General features: G+C 61.4%; 20 protein-coding genes. 4 read left to right on the forward strand and 16 right to left on the reverse strand.

Annotation, left to right across the window (positions count from 1 at the left end; all coding sequences use genetic code 11):
• Positions 1-34 precede the first annotated feature (34 nt).
• The 15 genes from lpqB to MTX36_RS09130 all read right to left on the reverse strand — a co-directional run bounded on the left by lpqB (position 35) and on the right by MTX36_RS09130 (position 15,919).
• Complete coding sequence (gene lpqB, locus MTX36_RS09060) at positions 35-1,828, reverse strand: MtrAB system accessory lipoprotein LpqB (RefSeq protein WP_243619384.1); 1,794 nt, start codon at positions 1,826-1,828, stop codon at positions 35-37.
• Entirely contained in the window at positions 1,825-3,570 is a 1,746-nt protein-coding gene (gene mtrB, locus MTX36_RS09065; protein ID WP_308198206.1) for an MtrAB system histidine kinase MtrB, read from the reverse strand. Before mtrB ends, lpqB begins: the two co-directional genes overlap by 4 nt.
• Complete coding sequence (mtrA, locus tag MTX36_RS09070) at positions 3,567-4,244, reverse strand: MtrAB system response regulator MtrA (RefSeq protein WP_169632739.1); 678 nt, start codon at positions 4,242-4,244, stop codon at positions 3,567-3,569. Before mtrA ends, mtrB begins: the two co-directional genes overlap by 4 nt.
• Positions 4,245-4,360: 116 nt before the next feature.
• Positions 4,361-5,002, reverse strand: coding sequence for a dTMP kinase (locus MTX36_RS09075; RefSeq protein ID WP_243619385.1), 642 nt, complete (start codon positions 5,000-5,002; stop codon positions 4,361-4,363).
• A gap of 76 nt (positions 5,003-5,078) precedes the next feature.
• Positions 5,079-6,557 carry an adenosylhomocysteinase gene (ahcY, locus tag MTX36_RS09080; protein WP_243619386.1) on the reverse strand — a complete coding sequence of 493 codons (1,479 nt, stop codon included), beginning with the start codon at positions 6,555-6,557 and terminating at the stop codon, positions 5,079-5,081.
• Between the two features lie 85 nt (positions 6,558-6,642).
• Positions 6,643-7,287: a TetR/AcrR family transcriptional regulator gene (locus tag MTX36_RS09085; RefSeq protein WP_243619387.1), complete on the reverse strand. Its 645-nt coding sequence runs from the start codon at positions 7,285-7,287 to the stop codon at positions 6,643-6,645.
• A gap of 33 nt (positions 7,288-7,320) precedes the next feature.
• Complete coding sequence (locus tag MTX36_RS09090; protein ID WP_243619388.1) at positions 7,321-7,503, reverse strand: rubredoxin; 183 nt, start codon at positions 7,501-7,503, stop codon at positions 7,321-7,323.
• Positions 7,500-7,685 (reverse strand): rubredoxin, encoded by a 186-nt coding sequence (locus MTX36_RS09095; protein WP_243619389.1) that lies wholly within the window; start codon positions 7,683-7,685, stop codon positions 7,500-7,502. Before MTX36_RS09095 ends, MTX36_RS09090 begins: the two co-directional genes overlap by 4 nt.
• Positions 7,682-8,923, reverse strand: coding sequence for an alkane 1-monooxygenase (locus MTX36_RS09100; protein ID WP_243619390.1), 1,242 nt, complete (start codon positions 8,921-8,923; stop codon positions 7,682-7,684). Before MTX36_RS09100 ends, MTX36_RS09095 begins: the two co-directional genes overlap by 4 nt.
• Positions 8,924-9,033: 110 nt before the next feature.
• Positions 9,034-10,530, reverse strand: a complete 1,497-nt coding sequence (locus MTX36_RS09105; protein WP_243619391.1) for an amino acid permease — start codon at positions 10,528-10,530, stop codon at positions 9,034-9,036.
• Positions 10,531-10,616: 86 nt separating this feature from the next.
• Positions 10,617-11,567, reverse strand: coding sequence for a cation diffusion facilitator family transporter (locus MTX36_RS09110; protein WP_243619392.1), 951 nt, complete (start codon positions 11,565-11,567; stop codon positions 10,617-10,619).
• Positions 11,568-11,599: 32 nt separating this feature from the next.
• The gene (gene manA / locus MTX36_RS09115) at positions 11,600-12,817 is read right to left on the reverse strand and encodes a mannose-6-phosphate isomerase, class I (RefSeq protein ID WP_243619393.1); all 1,218 of its coding nucleotides are present in this window, start codon (positions 12,815-12,817) and stop codon (positions 11,600-11,602) included.
• A complete protein-coding gene (locus tag MTX36_RS09120; protein ID WP_243619394.1) occupies positions 12,817-13,911 on the reverse strand; it encodes a tobH protein in 1,095 nt (364 codons plus the stop codon). Before MTX36_RS09120 ends, manA begins: the two co-directional genes overlap by 1 nt.
• A 114-nt stretch (positions 13,912-14,025) precedes the next feature.
• Positions 14,026-15,399: a phosphomannomutase/phosphoglucomutase gene (locus tag MTX36_RS09125; protein ID WP_243619395.1), complete on the reverse strand. Its 1,374-nt coding sequence runs from the start codon at positions 15,397-15,399 to the stop codon at positions 14,026-14,028.
• 121 nt (positions 15,400-15,520) lie between these two features.
• On the reverse strand, positions 15,521-15,919 hold the full coding sequence (locus tag MTX36_RS09130; RefSeq protein WP_243619396.1) for a DUF3499 domain-containing protein: 399 nt from the start codon (positions 15,917-15,919) through the stop codon (positions 15,521-15,523).
• Between the two features lie 80 nt (positions 15,920-15,999).
• On the opposite strand from MTX36_RS09130, the gene MTX36_RS09135 reads away from it, so the two are divergent.
• A complete protein-coding gene (locus MTX36_RS09135) occupies positions 16,000-16,488 on the forward strand; it encodes a metallopeptidase family protein (protein ID WP_243619397.1) in 489 nt (162 codons plus the stop codon).
• A gap of 133 nt (positions 16,489-16,621) precedes the next feature.
• On the opposite strand, the gene MTX36_RS09140 is transcribed toward MTX36_RS09135, so the two are convergent.
• Positions 16,622-16,885 (reverse strand): WhiB family transcriptional regulator, encoded by a 264-nt coding sequence (locus MTX36_RS09140; RefSeq protein WP_165826358.1) that lies wholly within the window; start codon positions 16,883-16,885, stop codon positions 16,622-16,624.
• Positions 16,886-17,280: 395 nt separating this feature from the next.
• Here MTX36_RS09140 and cofD point away from each other — a divergent pair, with 395 nt between their 5' ends.
• From cofD to MTX36_RS09155, 3 genes are read left to right on the forward strand one after another with little or no spacing between them, the layout of a single operon-like run.
• Complete coding sequence (gene cofD / locus MTX36_RS09145) at positions 17,281-18,273, forward strand: 2-phospho-L-lactate transferase (RefSeq protein WP_243619398.1); 993 nt, start codon at positions 17,281-17,283, stop codon at positions 18,271-18,273.
• Positions 18,264-19,616: a coenzyme F420-0:L-glutamate ligase gene (locus tag MTX36_RS09150; RefSeq protein ID WP_374230457.1), complete on the forward strand. Its 1,353-nt coding sequence runs from the start codon at positions 18,264-18,266 to the stop codon at positions 19,614-19,616. The genes cofD and MTX36_RS09150 overlap by 10 nt, the downstream gene beginning before the upstream one ends.
• A complete protein-coding gene (locus MTX36_RS09155; protein WP_243619400.1) occupies positions 19,613-20,173 on the forward strand; it encodes an NUDIX hydrolase in 561 nt (186 codons plus the stop codon). The genes MTX36_RS09150 and MTX36_RS09155 overlap by 4 nt, the downstream gene beginning before the upstream one ends.
• Positions 20,174-20,175 lie beyond the last annotated feature (2 nt).

The following is a 20,175-nucleotide window of genomic DNA, read 5'->3' on the forward strand; positions in this document are numbered from 1 at the left end:
TGAGGCACAGCACCGACACATGCCCGCCGACCATTCAGCCGGGCAGTACCGGAATTGCTTTCTGCCCCGTCAGACCCGGCACTTCACGCCACAACCTGTCGCCGGCCGGATCGTTGTTGTTCAACTGGAACACTGCCCGCGCGTCGGCAACGTACTCGGTGGTCGGTGAAGCATCCACGGAAACCACTGGCGCTGTGAGATTTCCTCGGGGCAACGAGTCCATTCGGGAACCGTCGATCGCGACCTGTACAACGGGAACGTCAGAATTGTTGCGCGCAATCACAACGGTATCGCTGTTGCTCCAGTCCAATGCGAGCGCAGAACTGCCCAGACCCGGAGCCACTGCCCGCGGACTGGTGAGTGCAAACACACCACTCGGCATCCGCACCACGATCGCCAGATACACCTTGCCGTCGATGATCATCGCCGCCCGCACTCCGTCTCGCGAAAGCCTGAGTTCGGTGATGTTCGAACCCAACGGAATCAATGCGCCCACATCCACATTCGTCACCGATGCGCGGCCGGTAGTGGGCTCGCGAACCACTCGCACGACGGTATTGCCGTTGACTGCCGCCCAGATCGCATTGTTGTCCAGTTCCCACGTCGGCCGCGTAATGGCCGGCGCTTCGAGCACCTGCACCCCGCCGTCGGCATAGGGCCCGAGCACCAGCGAGAACCGCGTCGAGGGATCGGGTTTTGCGGTATCTGCGACTGCGGCGACGGTCTTGCCATCCCGGGACAAGGACGCCGACACCAGATTGCCGGCGTTCCCGGCGAACCCGGGTATCGGGATCACAGCCTGCTCGGTGACACTGACCAGGGACCCACCGAGTAGAGCGTGCAGGCCGACCGTGGCGCCGGCGGTGGCGAGTGGGTTCGTGGACGCCACATCGGCGGTGGTCCATCCGTCCGGATGCGCCGCGTCGAGCGGTTGCCCGTCGACCAGCAGAACATACGGACCGGAGATGTCGGCACCGGCCAACGTCCAGATGATCTGCGCCGCAAACAATCCGCGAGTAGCGGCATCCATCGAGCGATCGGCCGGATCCGCCGGATCGATCCGGAAGTCGATCCGGACTCCGCCGAGACCGACACCGACCTGACCGGTTCTGCCGTCAGCCTTCGTTATCGGTCCGATCACGGACACTCCGGCACCGAGTTCGTTGCGGACTGCGGCGGCGAGCGCCAACTTGGGTCCGTTGATCAACAAGCCCACCAACTGCGACGCCATCTGATCCTGCGGCCCCGAAACCCACCGCAGATCCGGAACCATGGTCTGCCCGCTCGGATCGGGGAAGTACAACGACTTTCGTTGATACGCACCGAGGAACGCCGGTTTCTCCATGATCACGCCGGACGGGAGATCGCTGATCCGCCACTGGCCGTCGACCAGCGTCAGGGTCATCTTGGATTCGTAGCTGCCCTCTTCCGAAACGTACACACCACCGGGGTCGAGGCGTCCGACCTTGTTCCCCCGAATCGTGTAGACGGCTTCCTTGTCGGTTCGCGATTCGGAAAGCGTGTCCACTCTGTCGACGATGGTCGCGCTGGCCGCGTCATCCCATTTTGCCGACATCGCAGGAGCCAGGTACTGCCGCGCCGCAAGGTGTCGATTCGATGGATCGGTACTGGCTTTCGCGAAGTCCCGCAACAACAAATCTGGCTCGCGGCCCTCGGCCGGCGGAGCGATCGACGTTCCCGGCGCCACTGTGGCAAGGGTCCCGATTGCCTGGGGAGACGACGAGTCGGGCAGGCTCGCGCACGCCCCTGTCAACAGAACCGTGCACAGCATCACTGCGAGCACACCGCGGTGAAGGTGATTTTTCATGAACGCTCACCGCCTTGCGAACCACTTCGAGATTCCTGGTCGTGAGGAGTGGGAACGGACGAGGTGACGTCTCCGACCTCTTCCGCGACGACCTCTTCTGCGACCATGTCCGCTGCGGACGGCGACCGCACGAACTTGGTTGTGGTCGGCTTCAAGGGAAGTGGACTGGACACCAGTTTCTTTCCCCGCACCCGAGGCAACGTCAGACGGAAACACGCTCCGACGCCAGGCTCGCCCCATGCCTCCAGCTTGCCCTCGTGCAGATTCGCGTCCTCGACGCTGATTGCCAAGCCGAGTCCGGTACCGCCACTGCGGCGTACCCGAGACGGATCGGATCGCCAGAAACGGTTGAACACAAGCTTCTCTTCACCCGGACGCAATCCGACGCCGCTGTCGCGAACGATGAAGGCCACAGCATTGTCGTCAGAACGCAAGCGGAGCAGGATGGGTTTCCCTTCACCGTGATCGATAGCGTTGGCCAGTAGATTCCGCAGCACGCGTTCCACGCGTCGCGGATCGACGTCGGCGATGACCGGCTCGTCCGGCATATCCACGATCAGCTCGGTGCCGGACTCACGGGCGAGATGGCGAACCGTGGACACTGCGGCACGCGCACACATTCTGACGTCGAGCTGTTCGGAAGCAAGTTCTGCGACGCCGGCGTCGTGACGGGAAATCTCGAGCAGGTCGGCCAACAAACCCTCGAACCGATCAAGTTCTGCGACAAGCAGTTCCGATGACCTACGAAGGATCGGATCGAGGCTGTCGCTGCCGTCGTGGATGAGGTCGGCGGCCATCCGAACCGTCGTCAGCGGAGTGCGCAGTTCGTGACTGACATCCGAAGTGAAGCGTTTCTGCAGATTGCCGAACTCTTCGAGTTGGGTGATCTGCTTCGAGAGAGACTCCGCCATTTCGTTGAAAGACATTGCGAGACGAGCCATGTCGTCTTCACCGCGAACCGGCATCCGCTCTTTGAGTCGGCCGTCGGCAAACCGCACGGCAATCCTCGACGCCGATCGGATGGGCAACACGACTTGTCTGGCGACCAGTAGCGAAATTGCGGCCAGAAGGACCAGGAGAACTGCGCCACCGATCAACAGGGTGCTGCGCACCAGCGAGAGACTGCGGTCCTCACTTGCGAGTGGAAACACGAGATACAACTCGAGATTGGAGATCGACGATGCCGTCGGACTGCCGATGATCAACGCCGGACCCGAGTAACCGCCCGGATTCGCGACTGTCGCGAACTGGTATGCGATCTGACCGTTCTGAACGAACTCACGTAGGTTTGCGGGAATCTGTTCGGCCGGGCCGGCAGAAGTCGGTTGCCGCGGCCCGCCGCCTTCCACGATGAGAACCGGATCGAACGTCCCCGCAGAACCCGATGCCTGACCGGCCGGTTGATTGCGACTGGTCAAACTCGACGCCGCGCTCTCGAGTTGCGCTTCGAGATTGCCGTCGGCGCCGGCCACTTGATCTTCGACGATCCCCCGCGCGCGATCCATCTCCTCTGTCGCCGCAGTGATCTTCGCTTCGAGAAGCCTGTCGGTGATCTGGCTGGTGAGAACGACACCCAAGATGACGATGACGATCAACGACAACGACAACGTCGAGACGACCACTCGCAACTGAAGCGAACGTCGCCACGTGTGAGCGAGGGTGTTACTCAGAGAGTGGCACCACCGCAGAAATGGCGTCAGCCACCGATTGAGGCGGCGACGCCATCGAGAGACACCGCTCACGGCGGTCCGGCCTTGTAGCCGACACCCCTCACCGTCAGAACCACTTCGGGATTCTCGGGATCAGTTTCGACCTTGGCACGCAGACGCTGAACGTGGACGTTCACCAGTCGAGTGTCGGCAGCGTGGCGGTAGCCCCACACCTGTTCCAGGAGAACCTCGCGGGTGAAGACCTGACGCGGTTTCCGGGCGAGCGCGACCAGCAGGTCGAATTCGAGTGGGGTGAGCGAAATCTGCTCACCGCCGCGGCTGACTTTGTGTGCCGGTACGTCGATGACGACGTCGGCGATGCTGAGCAGTTCGGCAGGCTCGTCCTCGGTGCGTCGCAGTCTCGCTCGAACGCGGGCGACCAGTTCCTTGGGCTTGAACGGCTTCATGATGTAGTCGTCGGCACCGGACTCGAGGCCCAGCACGACGTCGACGGTGTCCGTCTTGGCGGTGAGCATCACGATCGGAACGCCTGAATCCGCACGCAGGACCCGGCATACATCGATACCGTTCATGCCCGGAAGCATGAGGTCGAGCAGAACGAGGTCGGGGCGAGTCTCACGCACTGCCGCGAGCGCCAGGGTTCCATCGCCTACAACGTAGGGATCGAATCCCTCACCACGCAGCACAATCGTGAGCATCTCGGCGAGTGCCGTGTCGTCGTCGACAACCAGAATCCTTGGTTTCATGTCCCTATCGTTGCATCTTCGAGTGGTGAATCTGTCTGTTACGTGACTGTGCGGCGTGCCGCGCGTTTCCCTCTACTGTGCCGGAAACTTCCGATTCACGCTCTGATCGCGATTCCTCACGTGAAATCGGCCAGTTTTCGAGCGAGATCGGCGGGGTCCGTGTCGGGGCCGATAACCCACCACGGCGATATCCATTCGGTTGCGGCGAGCTGTGAGTAGAGCGCGCCCGTTCGGATTTGCAACTCCCCGTCACGCTCGTAGGCATCGCGCTCGCGGGTCGCATCCTCGGCCTCACGGCCGCGGGCCCTCTCCTCCGCAAGCGCGACCGGAACGTCGAGGTACAACTGAAGGTCAGGCGTCGGCAGTTCCAGCCGGCTCAGTTCCAATTCACGTACCCACTCGACCATTTCACCGTCGATGCCCTGGTGCAGTCGAGCCGCGTTGTAGGCCGCGTTGGACGCCACGTAGCGGTCGAGCAGGACAATATCGTTGACGCTCAGCAATTCCGAGATCTGCGATGAAGCACCGGCCCGGTCCAGAGCGAACAGCACTGCCATCGCATTCACCGAAGCAGCGAGGTCACCGTGGGCACCTTTGAGTGCCTCGGCAGCAAGATCCGCATGGATCGATTGCCCGTAGCGGGGAAAATCGAGGGTGGCTATCGAAGTGCCGGTCCGCCTGAGTTCGTCGACGACCTTGCCGATCAACGTCCGCTTGCCGGCTCCGTCGAGCCCTTCCAACGCCACAAGAATTCCCACGACGAAAGCCTATCCCCCGGCCCGCAGACGCGGACCGGGGGACGGTGAGAGAACTACTGCGCTGGAACCAACTAGCTCAGTAGCGGTAGTGCTCCGGCTTGTACGGGCCTTCGACGTCGACGCCGATGTACTCCGCCTGTTCCTTCGAGAGCCTGGTCAACGTGCCACCGAGTGCCTCGACGTGGATCTTCGCGACCTTCTCGTCGAGATGCTTGGGCAGACGGTAAACCTCGTTGTCGTACTCCTCCGGCTTGGTCCACAGCTCGATCTGAGCGATGACCTGGTTGGAGAAGCTGTTGCTCATCACGAACGACGGGTGACCCGTCGCGTTTCCGAGGTTCAGCAAACGTCCCTCGGACAGCACGATGATCGAGTGACCGTCAGCGAAGGTGAACTCGTCGACCTGCGGCTTGATGTTGATCCGCGTGACCTCACCGGACTTCTCCAGGCCGGCCATGTCGATCTCATTGTCGAAGTGACCGATGTTGCCCAGGATGGCCTGGTGCTTCATCGCCTTCATATGGTCGAACGTGATGATGTCCTTGTTGCCGGTGGACGTGATCACGATGTCGGCCCAGCCGATGGCCTGCTCGACGGTCTTGACCTCGAAGCCGTCCATCAGTGCCTGCAGAGCGTTGATCGGGTCGACCTCGGTGACCGCGACGCGAGCGCCCTGGCCGCGAAGCGCCTCGGCGCAACCCTTGCCGACGTCGCCGTAACCGCAGACGAGAGCAGCCTTGCCGCCGATGAGAACATCGGTGCCGCGGTTGATGCCGTCGAGCAGCGAGTGGCGGGTGCCGTACTTGTTGTCGAACTTGCTCTTGGTGACCGAGTCGTTGACGTTGATGGCCGGGAACGTGAGTTCTCCGGCAGCGGCAACCTGGTACAGACGCAGAACGCCCGTGGTGGTTTCCTCGGTGACGCCCTGAACCGACTCGGCAATGGCAGTCCACTTGCCCTTGTCAGCTTCGAGCGACTGACGCAGCAGAGCCAGGAACACCTTGTGCTCGTCGGAGTCCTGATCGTCGTCCGTCGGGGGGACAACGCCCGCCTTCTCGAACTGCGCGCCCTTGAGCACCAGCATCGTGGCGTCGCCACCGTCGTCGAGAATCATGTTGGCGGGCTCACCCGGCCAGGTCAGCATCTGCTCTGCTGCCCACCAGTATTCTTCGAGGGTTTCACCCTTCCAAGCGAAAACCGGAACGCCCTTGGGCTCCTCCGGCGTACCGTGCGGGCCGACAACGATGGCAGCCGCGGCATGATCCTGCGTGGAGAAGATGTTGCACGAGGCCCAACGAACCTCGGCACCGAGCGCCGTGAGCGTCTCGATCAGAACTGCGGTCTGGATGGTCATGTGAAGCGATCCGGAAACGCGAGCGCCCTTGAGCGGCAACACATCTGCGTACTCACGACGCAGCGCCATGAGGCCCGGCATTTCGTGCTCGGCCAGACGGATTTCCTTGCGACCGAACTCGGCCAGCGAAAGGTCCGCTACTTTGAAGTCGATTCCGTTGCTGCTATCGGCCACGGGTGTTGCTGAAACTGAGGTCGTCATCTGCCTCTCCTGGTTGACGTGCATACTCCCCCCAAGGCTATCCGCTCGAGGCCCCGAGAAGCACACCACCGTGATCCGGCGAACCTCACAACCCGTCGCGCGCACCACGGGCGACGCCTGATCGCCCCTGACGTGCCACGTCGATGAACGGCCCCAGCAACGTACCCAGATCCTCCGCCACGGACGCCCCGGACTCCGGCGGCATCGAAATGTAGCTCAGCCCCAACCGGGCAACTGCCCTGGCCAGAATGCCTGCATCGGCTGCCGACGCCTGAATCCAGCCCCGCTGGAAGCTCTCCGCGAGTCGCGCCGACGCCCGATCGATGATGACGGCACTGTCGGTGGTGATCAACCGGAGCAGATCGGGTTTAGCCTCCCCCGTCAGCAGAGATTGCACCAGAGGATCAGAGCCGCTCGAGGCGAAGAAACTGCCGAAGCCTGCCATGAGTGCAACAACGCTGTGGCCTTCATTCGCAACCATTGCCTCATCGACGGCGTCGACGAACCCGTCGGCCAATCGCAGGGCGTATGCCTCCGCCAATCCCTGCCGTGAACCGAACTCGTTGTAGAGCGTTTGCCGACTGACTCCGGCGTGCTTCGCCAGCACCGTCAGAGTGACCTCAGACCAGTCTTTCTCGGTGAGAAGCTCGCACATCGCGTCGAGCACCGAGTTACGCAGCAGCAGACGCGACGCCTCTTTTTGCGGCAGGCGGACGTGCGTCGAAGTCATGACAGCGACTTTACCGATACGCGTCCTGCCGGTTCAGGCGCGCTCGACCTCCACCATGAAAAAGTCTGCCTTTGCCGCCCCGCAATCCGGGCAACTCCAGTCCTCCGAAATATCGTCCCAGCGAGTACCGGGCGCTATGCCGTCCTCGGGCCAGCCTTCGGCTTCGTCGTACTCGAAACCGCACTGCGCACACTGATAGAGCTTGTAGTCGTTCATGATTCACTTCCTGATTCAATCGACACCGCTTCGAAATCGATCTTCTCCCGCACACCGCAGTCCGGGCAGCACCAGTCGTCGGAAACTTCCGTCCACGGCGTTCCGGCCGGAAAGCCTTCTCGCGGTGCACCGATCGCTTCGTCGTAGACGTACTCGCAGACGGGGCATCGGTAGGCACTCATGCCGGTCCTCCTGATACTGCCCCGTACCGAGCGAGGATTCGCTCACGCTTCGACGGTTGAACATTGACACGCATGATGTCGCCACCGTAATGAGCGATAACCTTGGGGTCCATCACCTTTCGCCACAGTGGCGGAACGTAGGCCAGGATGATCATGCTGGCATACCCGCTGGGCAGATTAGGTGCACCGTCCATACTTCGTAGCGTCTGGTAGCGCCGAGTCGGATTCGCGTGATGATCGCTGTGACGCTGCAGGTGATAGAGGAAAATGTTTGTACAGATGTGGTCCGAATTCCAGCTGTGCTGCGGAGCGGCGCGCTCGTACCGACCACTATCGAGTCGATTGCGCTTGAGTCCGTAATGCTCGAGGTAGTTGACCGTTTCGAGGAGACAGAACCCGAACACTGCCTGCAACACCAGGAACGGCAGGATCGAAAGTCCGAACACAGCCGTCAGCACTCCGAACAGGACCACGGACATGAGCCACGAATGCAGGACGTCATTGCGAATTGTCCACGGATTCTTGCCCAGTCGATCCAATCGAGCCTTCTCCAGTTCCCAGGAGGAGCGCAGGGAACCCCACACGCTTCGCGGCAGGAAAGCCCAGAAGCTCTCGCCGAATCGAGACGACGCCGGATCCTCCGGTGTCGCTACACGCACGTGATGCCCACGGTTGTGCTCGATGTAGAAGTGCCCGTAGAAGGACTGCGCCAGAGTGATTTTGGACAGCCAGCGCTCGAGGTCGTCCTTCTTGTGACCCAACTCGTGCGCTGTGTTGATGCCGATGCCGGCGACACAACCGATAGTGATGGCCAGGCCGATCTTGGAGATCAGTCCCAGCCCACCATCCAGACCGAGCCAGGACAGATCGGTTGCCGACCACAGGTAGCAGGCAACGACGAGGCTGACCAACTGGAACGGAATGTAAAGGTACGTGCAGTACCGGTAGTACTTGTCGTTCTCGAGTTGCTCCATGACCTCGTCCGGCGGATTCTCACCGTCGGGGCCGAAGAAGACATCCAGAATCGGCAGCAGCACATACACAAGGAGTGGCCCGATCCACCACCATGCGGGCGCAACGGCAGTCCATCCGGCACTGTTGAACAGCGCGACCATTCCGACGGCGATGAACACCGAAGTTGGCGGAACCAGGCCGAGCAGCCAGAGATACCGCTTTCTGTCGCGCCATTCCTCGGGCGGCGTTGTCGGCCCGGACTGCGCGCTCACGTGTGTCGACACGGTGTGCCTCCTCCATTCGAATCGACCCACCATTGTGAGTCAGTTCACCATGAAGTCGACAATACAATGTATTTTGTCCAACGCATAGACAAATGAAGGATTTTGTAAAACTAGGGAACTTCCCCGCGTTCTCGCTTGCCGATCATCGAATGCCGTCGGCTGTACGCGAAGTAGATGACAACACCGAGAGCCATCCACACGATGAACCGCAGCCAGGTCTCCACCGACAAGTTGAACATCAGCCACAAGCACGCCAGCACTGCCAGAATCGGCACGAACGGGACAAGCGGAACGCGGAATCCACGAGGCAGATCCGGTCGCGTCCGGCGCAGAACCAACACCCCGATCGAAACCAGAACAAACGCGAAGAGCGTTCCGATGTTCACCATTTCTTCCAGGGTGCCGATCGGGAAAACACCGGCCAACACCGCGACCACCACGCCGACCAACACCGTGATCCGCACCGGAGTTCCGTGCTTACCGGTCGGGGCGAGCCGGCGCGGCATCAAACCGTCACGCGCCATCGCGAAGAGCACACGAGTCTGACCGAGCATCAACACCATCACCACCGTCGTCAGACCCGCGAGGGCTCCGAACGAGATGACGTTCTTCGCCCACGTAATGTCATGGAACGCGAATGCAGTTGCGAGATTGGATGTGTCGCCTTCGAGGACGTGGTAGTTGACCATGCCTGTCAACACGAGCGTCACCGCGACATACAGGACTGTGACGATCAGCAGTGAACCGAGAATCCCCCGCGGCAACGCCTTCTGTGGGTCCTTCGTCTCCTCCGCGGTAGTTGCGACCACGTCGAAACCGATGAACGCGAAGAACACCAAACTCGCCGCCGCCAACAACCCGTACCAGCCGAACGAACTCCCGCCCGCCCCCGTCACGAAGGAGAACAGCGACTGATGGATACCTTCACCCGTCGATCCTGGTTGCGACGGCGGGATATACGGCGTGTAGTTGTCGGTGTTGATGTAGAACATGCCGACGATGATCACCAGCAGCACCACCGCCACTTTGATTGCCGTAATCACCAATGAGACCCGCGAAGACAGTTTGGTGCCCGTGGCAAGCACCACCGTGATGGCGGCGACAATCAGCACCGCTCCCCAGTCGACATTGATCGGTCCCCATTCGACTATCGGACTACGCGAACCCATCACCTCACCGAGATACAGGGACCAGCCTTTGGCCACCACCGAGGATGCCAACGCAAATTCGAGAATGAGGTCCCAGCCGATAATCCACGCGACGAACTCCCCGAACGTCGCGTAGGAAAACGTGTAGGCACTACCCGCGACGGGCACCGTCGACGCGAATTCGGCGTAACACAGTGCTGCGAGTCCGCAGGCAAATGCCGCGATGACAAACGCAAGAGACACCGACGGCCCGGCGACATTACCTGCCGTCCGGGCCGTCAATGTAAAGATGCCTGCGCCGATGACCACCGCGACACCGAACACGGTGAGATCCCAAGAGTTCAGATCTTTTCGGAGTTTGGTCTCCGGTTCGTCTGTGTCCTTGATCGACTGCTCAATCGATTTGGTTCGGAACAGTTTCGAACGTCGCGATCCGGCTTGCTCGTCCTTGATGGCCACAGCCGCCTCCTTGCAGACCGACTACATACCGCGGGCGGCAAGGTGGACCAGCCGGTCCCGTCAGTGGCAACAGAGATGCATTCAGCCTAAGCCTGTGGGGGAAAGATTGCTCGCCTGGCGTCTTTCGCGAGCCTGTCCAGATCGGGTTCCAGGTAGATCACACGCGCGGCGGGAACCGCAGCGCGCACCCGCACCTCAGCTTCGTCAATCGCGACGGCGACATCCGAGATCGTGGAACCGAACGGCACCGCGACCTTCGCGGCAACCAGAAGTTCTTCGGGCCCTAGGTACTGAGTCTTGCAATGGATGACGCGTTCGATGCGGGTTCCGTCGACCAGCGCCGCCAGAATCCGATCGGTTTCTGCGTTGGTAGCGCCTTCACCGATCAGTAGGCTCTGCATCTCGACGATCAGAATGATCGCGATGATCCCGAGCAGAATACCAATGCAGAGTGTGCCGATACCGTCGAAAACCGGGTTGCCCGTCATCATCGTCAACGCGACGCCGCCAAGTGCCAGCGCCAGTCCGATCAACGCGCCGAAATCCTCGAGCAGGACCACGGGCAGTTCCGGACTCCGTGAATTGCGGATGAAACCCCACCACGTCGAGTCGCCCTTGATCAAACGTGATTCTTTGATGGCTGTCCGGAAACTGAAGCCTTCGAGTCCGATCGCAATGACCAGAATAATGACGGCGACGTACGCCGAGTTGAGGTCCTCGGGATGTTGAATCTTGTGTATTCCCTCATAGATCGCGAACATCGAACCGAGAGTGAACAGCACCAGAGCGACAACAAACGAATAGAAGTATCGACTACGTCCGTACCCGAACGGATGGAGCTGGTCGGCTTCACGTTCCGCTTTCTTCTGCCCCAGAAGCAGCAGTCCCTGATTGGACGTGTCAGCGACCGAGTGCACCGACTCTGCCAGCATCGACGACGAACCGGTGATCAGGAATCCTGCGAATTTGGCTACTGCTATTCCGGCATTAGCACCCAATGCCGCGAGAATTGCTTTCTTACTGCCGCTAGCCGACACAGATTATCTCCTAGTCTGACGACAAAATGTAGCTATCGGCCAACCGAAGCACTGAATACCTGCGCATGCGTGCTTTTCGCCGATATCCGAACCGCCGGCTCGTCCGCGGAAATCCACGCCGACCGACCCGCGCCGAGGTCGAGCTCACTGCTTCCACACCGAGCCGTCACCGCGCCTGCGGTGCAGATCAAGATTCTCGGACCACCCTCCGGTACGACGCTCTCCGTCGTTCCTTCGCCGAACTCGATCCGGGTCAACCGAAATTCGGGAGCCTGTGTCGGATAGATGAATTCTGCCGAATCCGGTTCCGGCTCGGGCTCGAGAATCGTGATATCGGCGCCGTCGAAATCGAGGACGCGAAGCAACTCGGGAACATCGACGTGTTTCGGGGTCAATCCACCGCGCAAGACGTTGTCGGAGTTTGCCATGATCTCGACTGCCAGTCCGTGCAGGTAGGCATGCAGGTTCCCGGCAGCAAGGAAGATTCCCTGACCCGGCTCGAGCGTGACTCGGTTGAGAAGCAGCGCAGCCAGCACTCCGGCGTCGCCGGGGTACGACTCGCCGAGTTCGAGCGCCGTGCGTATCTCGGGCGCGAACTCGACGTCTCGTTGCGAAACGTAACTGATGCATCCCGCAAGTACCGCCGGCAGCAACGTCCCGAGCGCAGCGGACGGCAGCGTTATCCACGTCGTGAACAGAGCGCGCAGTCCGTCGGAGTCCGGTTGTCCTTCGAGGAGACCGATATACGGCTCGAGTTCAGCTACCGCCAATGCGCGCAGCATCTTGACCGTCCGCGTCGGTTCACGGAACCCGGCGAGAGCCTCGAACCGACTCAAAGCGACAACAAGTTCAGGCTTGTGACTACCGTCCTTGTAGTTGCGAATCGATGCGTCCATCGGCACGCCCAACTCGTTTTCCCGGCGGAAACCCTCGGCTGCCTGCCTGGCGCTCGGATGAGCCTGCAACGACAAAGGTTCTTCCGCCGCGAGCAATTTCAGCAGGAACGGCAGCCGCTCGCCGAATGCTTCGACGTTGGCAGCCCCCAACTGTCCTGTGGGGTCGCGGCGCAGCACCTCGAGCAAAGATTCGGTGCCGTTCTCGTCGACGACCCGAGCCGGATCACCGGGATGCGCACCTAACCACAATTCTGCCTCGGGATGCGCCGACGGTACGGGGCGCCCGCGAAGTTCCGCGATGGCCGTGCGTGACCCCCACGCATACGACCTCAAAGCACCTTCGAGTTCTTGCACTACCGCGCACCACCCGTCAACTGCATGTACGCCGACGCCATGTCCAGACGCGACGCCAAAATAAATAGTTGTTCCATCTCCGATACCCCCGTGTCGGCTGTGTCGTCGTGCGCGGCGACCAGCAAGTCGGCATCTGCCAGCGCATCGATCCTGCGTATGGCCTCTCCGCGGCCCGCTTCCATGGCAAAAACGAAGACACGAACGGGGTCGACCGGTAGTGCGCCGTCGAACTCCGGATCATGGAAGAACGGATCGTGGAACACCGAATCACGCGTGCCACCGGCCGGGACGAACAGTGATCGGGCGGCGGCGATCACATCGGAGAGTTCCGCGCCGGCAGCAGAATGCCCGGATGCAAGAAGTGAAGCACTTGCATATTCAGCGAGCGCAGTCGCGAGTGCGCCACTGCCGCACAGAACGACGCGATGGTCACGCATGCGAGTGGCCAACGATTTTGCCGGGTTGTGGAACACCTCGTTTGTCGGCCCGTCGCTGATTGCTTCCGCATCGACGGCATCCGCGATCCGATCGAGAAACGACGGTCCCTCCGCATGGCGATCACGGTTGTCGATCGCGGCGACAACGGCGGCGAAGACTGCGAGAAAACGAATCATCGTATGGCGTGGCGCAGTGAACACCCGCGGCGCCAGAGACATGGTTCTGCCGGCAGCGGCAGCACGCATCGGACCTTCTTCGGGAACCGCGACAACAACTTCTGCACCACGGCGGACCCCGCCGTCGACGGATTCCACCAGCCTCGGATCGCCGGCGTCGTCACCCGCGACAACCACGACGTCGAGTGGACCTACCCATGACGGTGTCCGGTCCAACAGGAGCAACGGACAACTGACCGAGTTACCGAGCAGAGCGGTGGCGATCCGGGCAGCATGCCTGGCCCCCCCGGAACCTGCCACCAGCACGATGCTTCGTGGCCGTAGGCCAGCCAATCGATCCAGTGTGCCCTCGGCAATTGCCGAAGCCGTAGAGCGAATCTGTGCGCCCCCCATGGCTACCGAACGCAGTAGCCCCTCGAAATCGGCAGCAGACAAACCGTCACTGTCGTCGAGGTCGAGAAGCGGCGTCGGCGCTGTCATCTCACCGCACCCCCTTCTCCATACCAAATTCTCTCGCAGTGTCCCGTGCGGGATAGTCCCCCAACTATCCCAGGTAAGTCGATGCGCCGACAAACCAATCGAGCAGATACCTTCTCAGCCGCGCACGATCGCCAAGATCTCGTCGGCCAATGCGTCGACATCTGCCTGCGTCGGGGCTTCGACGTTAAGTCGGAGCAACGGTTCAGTGTTGGATGCGCGCAGGTTGAACCATGCCTTGCCGGACAGGTTGACCGTGACGCCGTCCAAGTGATCAACGGATTCGGTGCGGTCTGCGAATGCTGCAACGACTGCAGCGGTGCGGTCGGCAGCATCCGCGACCGTGGAGTTGATTTCGCCGGAAGCGCTGTAGCGGGTGTACTCGGCCATGAGTTCCGACAGCGGCCGGTCCTGTTCACCGAGTGCAGCAAGGACGTGCAGTGCTGCCAGCATGCCGGAGTCTGCACCCCAGAATTCGCGGAAGTAGTAGTGAGCGGAATGCTCGCCGCCGAAGATCGCGCCGGTGTCGGCCATCTCCTGCTTGATGAACGAATGGCCCACTCGAGTACGAATCGGCACTCCACCCAACTCGGTGACCAGTTCGGGCACGGCCGCTGACGTGATGAGGTTGTGGATGATCGAGGCGCCGGGCTCCTTGGCCAACTCGCGCTTTGCGACAAGCGCGGTCACCGCGGACGGTGACACCGGGTCGCCTTTTTCGTCGACGACGAAGCATCGATCGGCGTCGCCGTCGAAAGCGAGACCGAGATCGGCTCCCGTCTCACGGACGTAGGCCTGCAGGTCCACGAGGTTGGCCGGATCGAGCGGGTTCGCCTCGTGGTTCGGGAACGTGCCGTCGAGTTCGAAATACAGGGGTGCCACGTCGAGGGGCATCGGCCCGAATACAGCGGGGGCTGTGTGCCCACCCATACCGTTGCCCGCGTCGACGGCAACTTTCATCTCTCGCATTTCGGAGAGGTCCACCAGTCCTCGCAGGTAACTCGCGTACTCCTCGAGCACATCCTGGCTGCTGACCAACCCTGCCGGACCGTCGAATTCGGGTACGCCGGAAACAACCTCGGCCGAGATGACTGCCAGCCCGGTGTCCTGGCCGACAGGCTTGGCACCGGCGCGGCACAGCTTGATTCCGTTGTACTTGGCCGGGTTGTGGCTCGCGGTGAACATCGCACCGGGGCAGTTCAACAATCCGGAGGCAAAATACAGCTCATCGGTGGACGCCAGTCCGATATGGACGACATCGAGTCCCTGCGCGACGACGCCGTCCGCGAAAGCGGCCGACAAGGACGGCGAGGATGCTCGCATGTCGTAACCGATCACGACGGTGGTCGCTGCGCCGGCTTCGTCCCGGACCAGACGTGCAAACGAAGCGCCGACATCGCGCACAAAATCTTCGTCGATCTGCTCACCGACTACGCCGCGGACGTCGTACGCCTTGATGATTGCAGCAACAGACTCGGCTGTTCGCACCACTGAATTCATTCTCCTTGTATGCGCATCCCGACGGATCTGTCCGTGGGACGCTGAAAGTTGTGAACAAGCCTAGTGCTTCACGCAGGACAATTTCTTGCCACGGAAGGCTGGTCGCCTCGAGTCAGGACGACGGATCCGGCAGGACACGGAGGTGCCCTCGGCGCCCGGTACGGGCCGCGGTGGGAGTGATAGAACGGACGTCCTCGTTCAACGACGCGCCGGAATCCTCACGACCCTTGTTTCGGTCGCCGAAACCGGCCTCACGAACGGCTTCCGCCAGGGCGGTCAAGTCATCCTCGTCCGGGGTACTCGAGGAGAATCCTCCCTCGTACCGGACCATTTCCCAGCCCTTGGGGACCGTGATACGCGACGCATGGTTGTCACACAGATCCCACGAGTGCGGTTCCGCGACAGTAGCCAGCGGACCTACGACAGCGGTGGAATCCGAGTAGACATACGTCAACGTCGCGACGGCGGGGTTCTTACACCCGGGGCGGCAGCAGCGACGCAGAGATCTCACAGGTACGGAGCCTAGTCCTCCCCGCTGCCGGAACCTACTCGGACACACCGGGCGGGTTCGACTGTCGTAATCTCGACGGCATGCCACGCTCCCCCCGCAGACGCCCGGTGACCACCCGTTCGATCGAGCGGCGCGGACGAGGACTACGCGGACCCTTGCTTCCACCCGAGGTTCCCGCTCGCCGAACCCGAGCGGAGAAGTTCGACTTATTGGTCATGGATGCTTTTGCCCCGGTCGACCGCGCGTGGCACGACCGACTGAAAAAACTCGACATCGCAGTGGACGAGGTTCCGAAAATTTTCGCCCGCGATCCCGACTCGGTGACCTGGCCGCCGGAAGTTGTCGCAGACGGACCCGTACCGCTGTCACGGTTGATTCCGGCCGGCATAGATCGCTACGGCAAAACGACGCGGGCGCGGATTGTATTGTTCCGTCGGCCATTGGAGCAGCGTGCCAAAAATCCGGATGAACTCACAGACCTGGTTCACGACGTGCTGGTCCATCAGGTCAGTACGTTTCTCGGAGTAGACCCACAGGTGATCGACCCGACACTGCCTGACGAAGATTAGTTGAATACTGAACTTGATAAAAACCGAGCATGATGAATGAAGGTCTGTGTACGACCTGCAATTCCCCGTTGCAGGTCAGACTTCGCAGACCATCCGTCAGCCCCGACGCTGACGGAACCGATTCAGCAGAAGATCAGATGATCCCCCGCTTTAGGCGTCGACGCTCACGCTCCGACAAACCTCCCCAGATACCGAATCGTTCGTCGTTGGCGAGTGCATAATCGAGGCACTCGTCACGAACCTCACAGCCGAGGCAGATCCTCTTGGCTTCCCGAGTCGATCCACCCTTTTCCGGGAAGAACGCTTCGGGATCGGTTTGCGCACACAGTGCGCGCTCCTGCCACTGATCCTCGATTGTGTCGAACAGTTCCTCGAAACCAGTCACGAGACTCAGCACTGGCCGAGTACTCACTGCTCCGAAATCACTGTTGCAGGCACCTTCTGCTGCGCCTGCTCGGGAATCGGTCTGCGGTTCGTAGCTCACTGTCATTGCGAGAGAACTGATCTCGACATTTTCATTGGGCATCGTTCCGCCTCCTCACCTGTAATAGCGCAGAATTTCACTCCATCTTTCAACCCCACCCCGTTGACCATTCGAAACTACGTTCGAATCTGGTCTCGCTGCAAGCTTTCTCGCGAGCAACGGTGGAATGACACATTTGAGATTACACACGTCCTGCGTGTCGCGGTCAAGCTAATCGATATCAATCCATTAGTATTCCGGCCCGATATTCGCAGCCGACCTACTGCCCAGCGGTCATGACAAATCGAGCACCGCCTAGTCTTTGTCAAGTGAACGTGACTGTGTTGGTTGGCGGCGTCGGTGGAGCTCGTTTCCTCCAAGGAGTGCAACATGCGCTCGGCATCTCTGGTGGCGAAACGCTCGAGAAATATGAAGGCCCGCATCGGATCACGGCGGTTGTCAACGTCGGCGACGACGTGTGGATGCACGGCTTGCGCATCTGTCCCGACCTCGATACCTGCATGTACACCCTCGGCGGCGGCATCGACACCGAGCGTGGGTGGGGCCACGCCGGTGAGAGTTGGAACGCAAAAGAAGAGCTCGCAGCCTACGGCGCCAAGCCGGATTGGTTCGGCCTCGGCGATCGAGATATCGCCACTCATTTGATTCGAAGCCAGATGCTGCGAACCGGATATCCACTCTCCGCAATCACGGAAGCACTGTGCAATCGCTGGAATCCGGGAGTCGATTTGATTCCCGTCAGCGACGACCGCAGTGAGACGCACGTCGTCATCACCGACCCCGAAGACGGCGAGCAAAAAGCAATTCACTTCCAGGAATGGTGGGTACGTCACCGCGCTCAGGTCCCCACACACAGTTTCGCGCACGTCGGTGCCGAGCAGGCCAAGCCGGCTCCCGGAGTGATCGAGGCGATCGAGAACGCGGACATAGTCTTGATCGCTCCGTCCAACCCCGTGGTCAGCGTCGGCGCGATACTCGCTGTCCCCGGCATCCGCGGCGCACTACGTACGACGTCGGCAAAGGTCATCGGACTCTCCCCCGTGATCGCCGGAAAACCGTTGCGCGGCATGGCCGACGAATGCCTCGAGGTCATCGGCGTCGAAACCACGTCCGAAGCGATCGGTCGCCATTACGGTGCGCGGTCGATCAACGGTATTCTCGACGGCTGGCTGATCGACGAAGGTGACACAGCCACTGTCGACGGAATGGAAGTGCGCAGCCTCCCGCTGATCATGACGTCGCCCGAAGCGACGGCCGAGATGGTCCGTACTGCATTCGACATCGCCGGGGTATCCCTGTGACTGTCGGTGATCACTCCCCCGGCGCAGCTATCGAAGTGATTCCGGTACCGGGACTTCCGGAATTTCGGCCGGGAGACGACTTGGCTGCCGCGCTCATCGCGGCTACACCCTGGCTCGAAAACGATGACGTGCTTGTCGTGACGAGCAAGGTGTTCTCGAAGGTCGAAGGTCGCATCGTCGCCTCTCCGACCGACCCCGAGGAGCGCGACGCCGCCCGACGCATTCTCGTCGACCAGGAGGCCGTACGCGTCGTTGCGCGCAAGGGCCGAACCCTCATCACCGAGAACAAGCTCGGGATCGTCCAAGCTGCGTCAGGCATCGACGGCTCCAACGTCGACGGCGCGGAATTGGCGCTACTGCCAGTGGATCCGGATGCCAGTGCCGCATCGCTGCGCATGCGAATACTCGCGAGCACCGGCAAGTCCGTGGCTGTCGTGGTCACCGACACGATGGGCCGCGCGTGGCGCAACGGGCAGACCGATGCTGCCATCGGCTCCGCGGGTATTCCCGTTCTACACGGGTACCTCGGCGCGCAGGACAGTCAAGGCAACGACCTTGTCGTCACCGAGATCGCCGTGGCCGACGAAATCGCGGCTGCCGGCGATCTGGTCAAGGGCAAAGTCGGTGGAGTTCCCGTTGCAGTCGTGCGTGGCTTGCGCTTCGAGGACGACGGTTCCACCGGTCAGGACCTCATCCGCCGCGGGCCCGAGGATCTGTTCTGGCTCGGCACTGCCGAAGCCACGGCGATGGGCCGCGGCCAAGCGCTGCTTCTCCGTCGTTCCGTTCGTCAGTTCACCGCGGAACCTGTCGACGCCGAACTCATTCGCGCGTCCATCTCCGAGGCCCTCACGGCTCCGGCCCCGCACCACACCCGTCCGGTTCGATTTGTGTGGTTGCGCACCAAGGAAATTCGTGCGCAGCTGCTCGATGCGTTGCGCGAACTGTGGGCTGCGGATCTGCGGGCCGACGGGCGGAGCGAGGAATCGATCCGGGCCCGCGTCGCGCGCGGCAACATACTTTTCGACGCCCCCGAAGTGGTCATCCCGTTCTGTGTCCCCGATGGTGCGCACAGTTATCCCGACGACCGTCGTACCGCTGCCGAGTCCACGATGTTCACGGTTGCTGCGGGAGCGGCAGTGCAGGGATTGCTGGTTGCACTCGCGACTCGCGAGGTCGGAAGTTGCTGGATCGGTTCGACGATTTTCGCGGCCGATGCGGTACGAGAACTGTTGGGGCTTCCTGCGGATTGGCAGCCACTCGGCGCTGTTGCCATCGGCCATCCGCTCGAACCGCTCACTGTGCGTGAGGCTTCCGCGCCCGGCGATGCCCTGGTAGAGCTGTGAGCGCCGAAACCCTGCATGCGTCCGCCACAAGTGTTCTCGAGGGCTGGATCACGCCCTCCGAGCACGATGAGTCCTTGCGGCACACCATGTTGGCGTTTCTCGATTCGGCACCCGACGGTTGCCTCCGTCGTCACGCACCCGGGCATATCACTGCGTCGTCGCTGGTTCTCGACGAGAGCGGACGACATGTCTTACTGACTCTGCATCCACGGGTGGGTCGGTGGATCCAACTCGGCGGGCATTGTGAACCGGAAGACAACAGCGTGGTCGACTCGGCGCTGCGTGAGGCCCGCGAGGAATCCGGTATTCACGATCTCCGCATCGATCCCACGTTGCTCTCGGCGCACACCCATCCGATCACCTGTTCACTGGGCGTTCCGACGCGGCACCTCGACCTGAGGTTTCTTGTTGTGGCACCGGACAATTCGCCGATCGTGCGCAGTGAGGAGTCGACGGACCTGAGGTGGTGGCCCGTCGACGCACTTCCGGAGTCAGCGGAACGCGAGACCATCGACCATTTGGTCGCACTGGCCCGCACTCGCCTCGATCAGGACTGAAA

This window comes from Rhodococcus sp. ARC_M6 (assembly GCF_022810305.1).
GTDB lineage: Bacteria > Actinomycetota > Actinomycetes > Mycobacteriales > Mycobacteriaceae > Rhodococcus_F.

Bases quoted from the DNA above. Each gene is read 5' to 3' on its own strand.
- MTX36_RS09085 (WP_243619387.1), bottom strand. From the start codon at position 7,287: ATGACTTCGACGCACGTCCGCCTGCCGCAAAAAGAGGCGTCGCGTCTG.
- lpqB (WP_243619384.1), bottom strand. From the start codon at position 1,828: ATGAAAAATCACCTTCACCGCGGTGTGCTCGCAGTGATGCTGTGCACG.
- MTX36_RS09095 (WP_243619389.1), bottom strand. From the start codon at position 7,685: ATGAGTGCCTACCGATGCCCCGTCTGCGAGTACGTCTACGACGAAGCG.
- MTX36_RS09120 (WP_243619394.1), bottom strand. From the start codon at position 13,911: ATGACAGCGCCGACGCCGCTTCTCGACCTCGACGACAGTGACGGTTTG.
- mtrA (WP_169632739.1), bottom strand. From the start codon at position 4,244: ATGAAACCAAGGATTCTGGTTGTCGACGACGACACGGCACTCGCCGAG.
- ahcY (WP_243619386.1), bottom strand. From the start codon at position 6,557: ATGACGACCTCAGTTTCAGCAACACCCGTGGCCGATAGCAGCAACGGA.
- MTX36_RS09090 (WP_243619388.1), bottom strand. From the start codon at position 7,503: ATGAACGACTACAAGCTCTATCAGTGTGCGCAGTGCGGTTTCGAGTAC.
- MTX36_RS09135 (WP_243619397.1), top strand. From the start codon at position 16,000: ATGCCACGCTCCCCCCGCAGACGCCCGGTGACCACCCGTTCGATCGAG.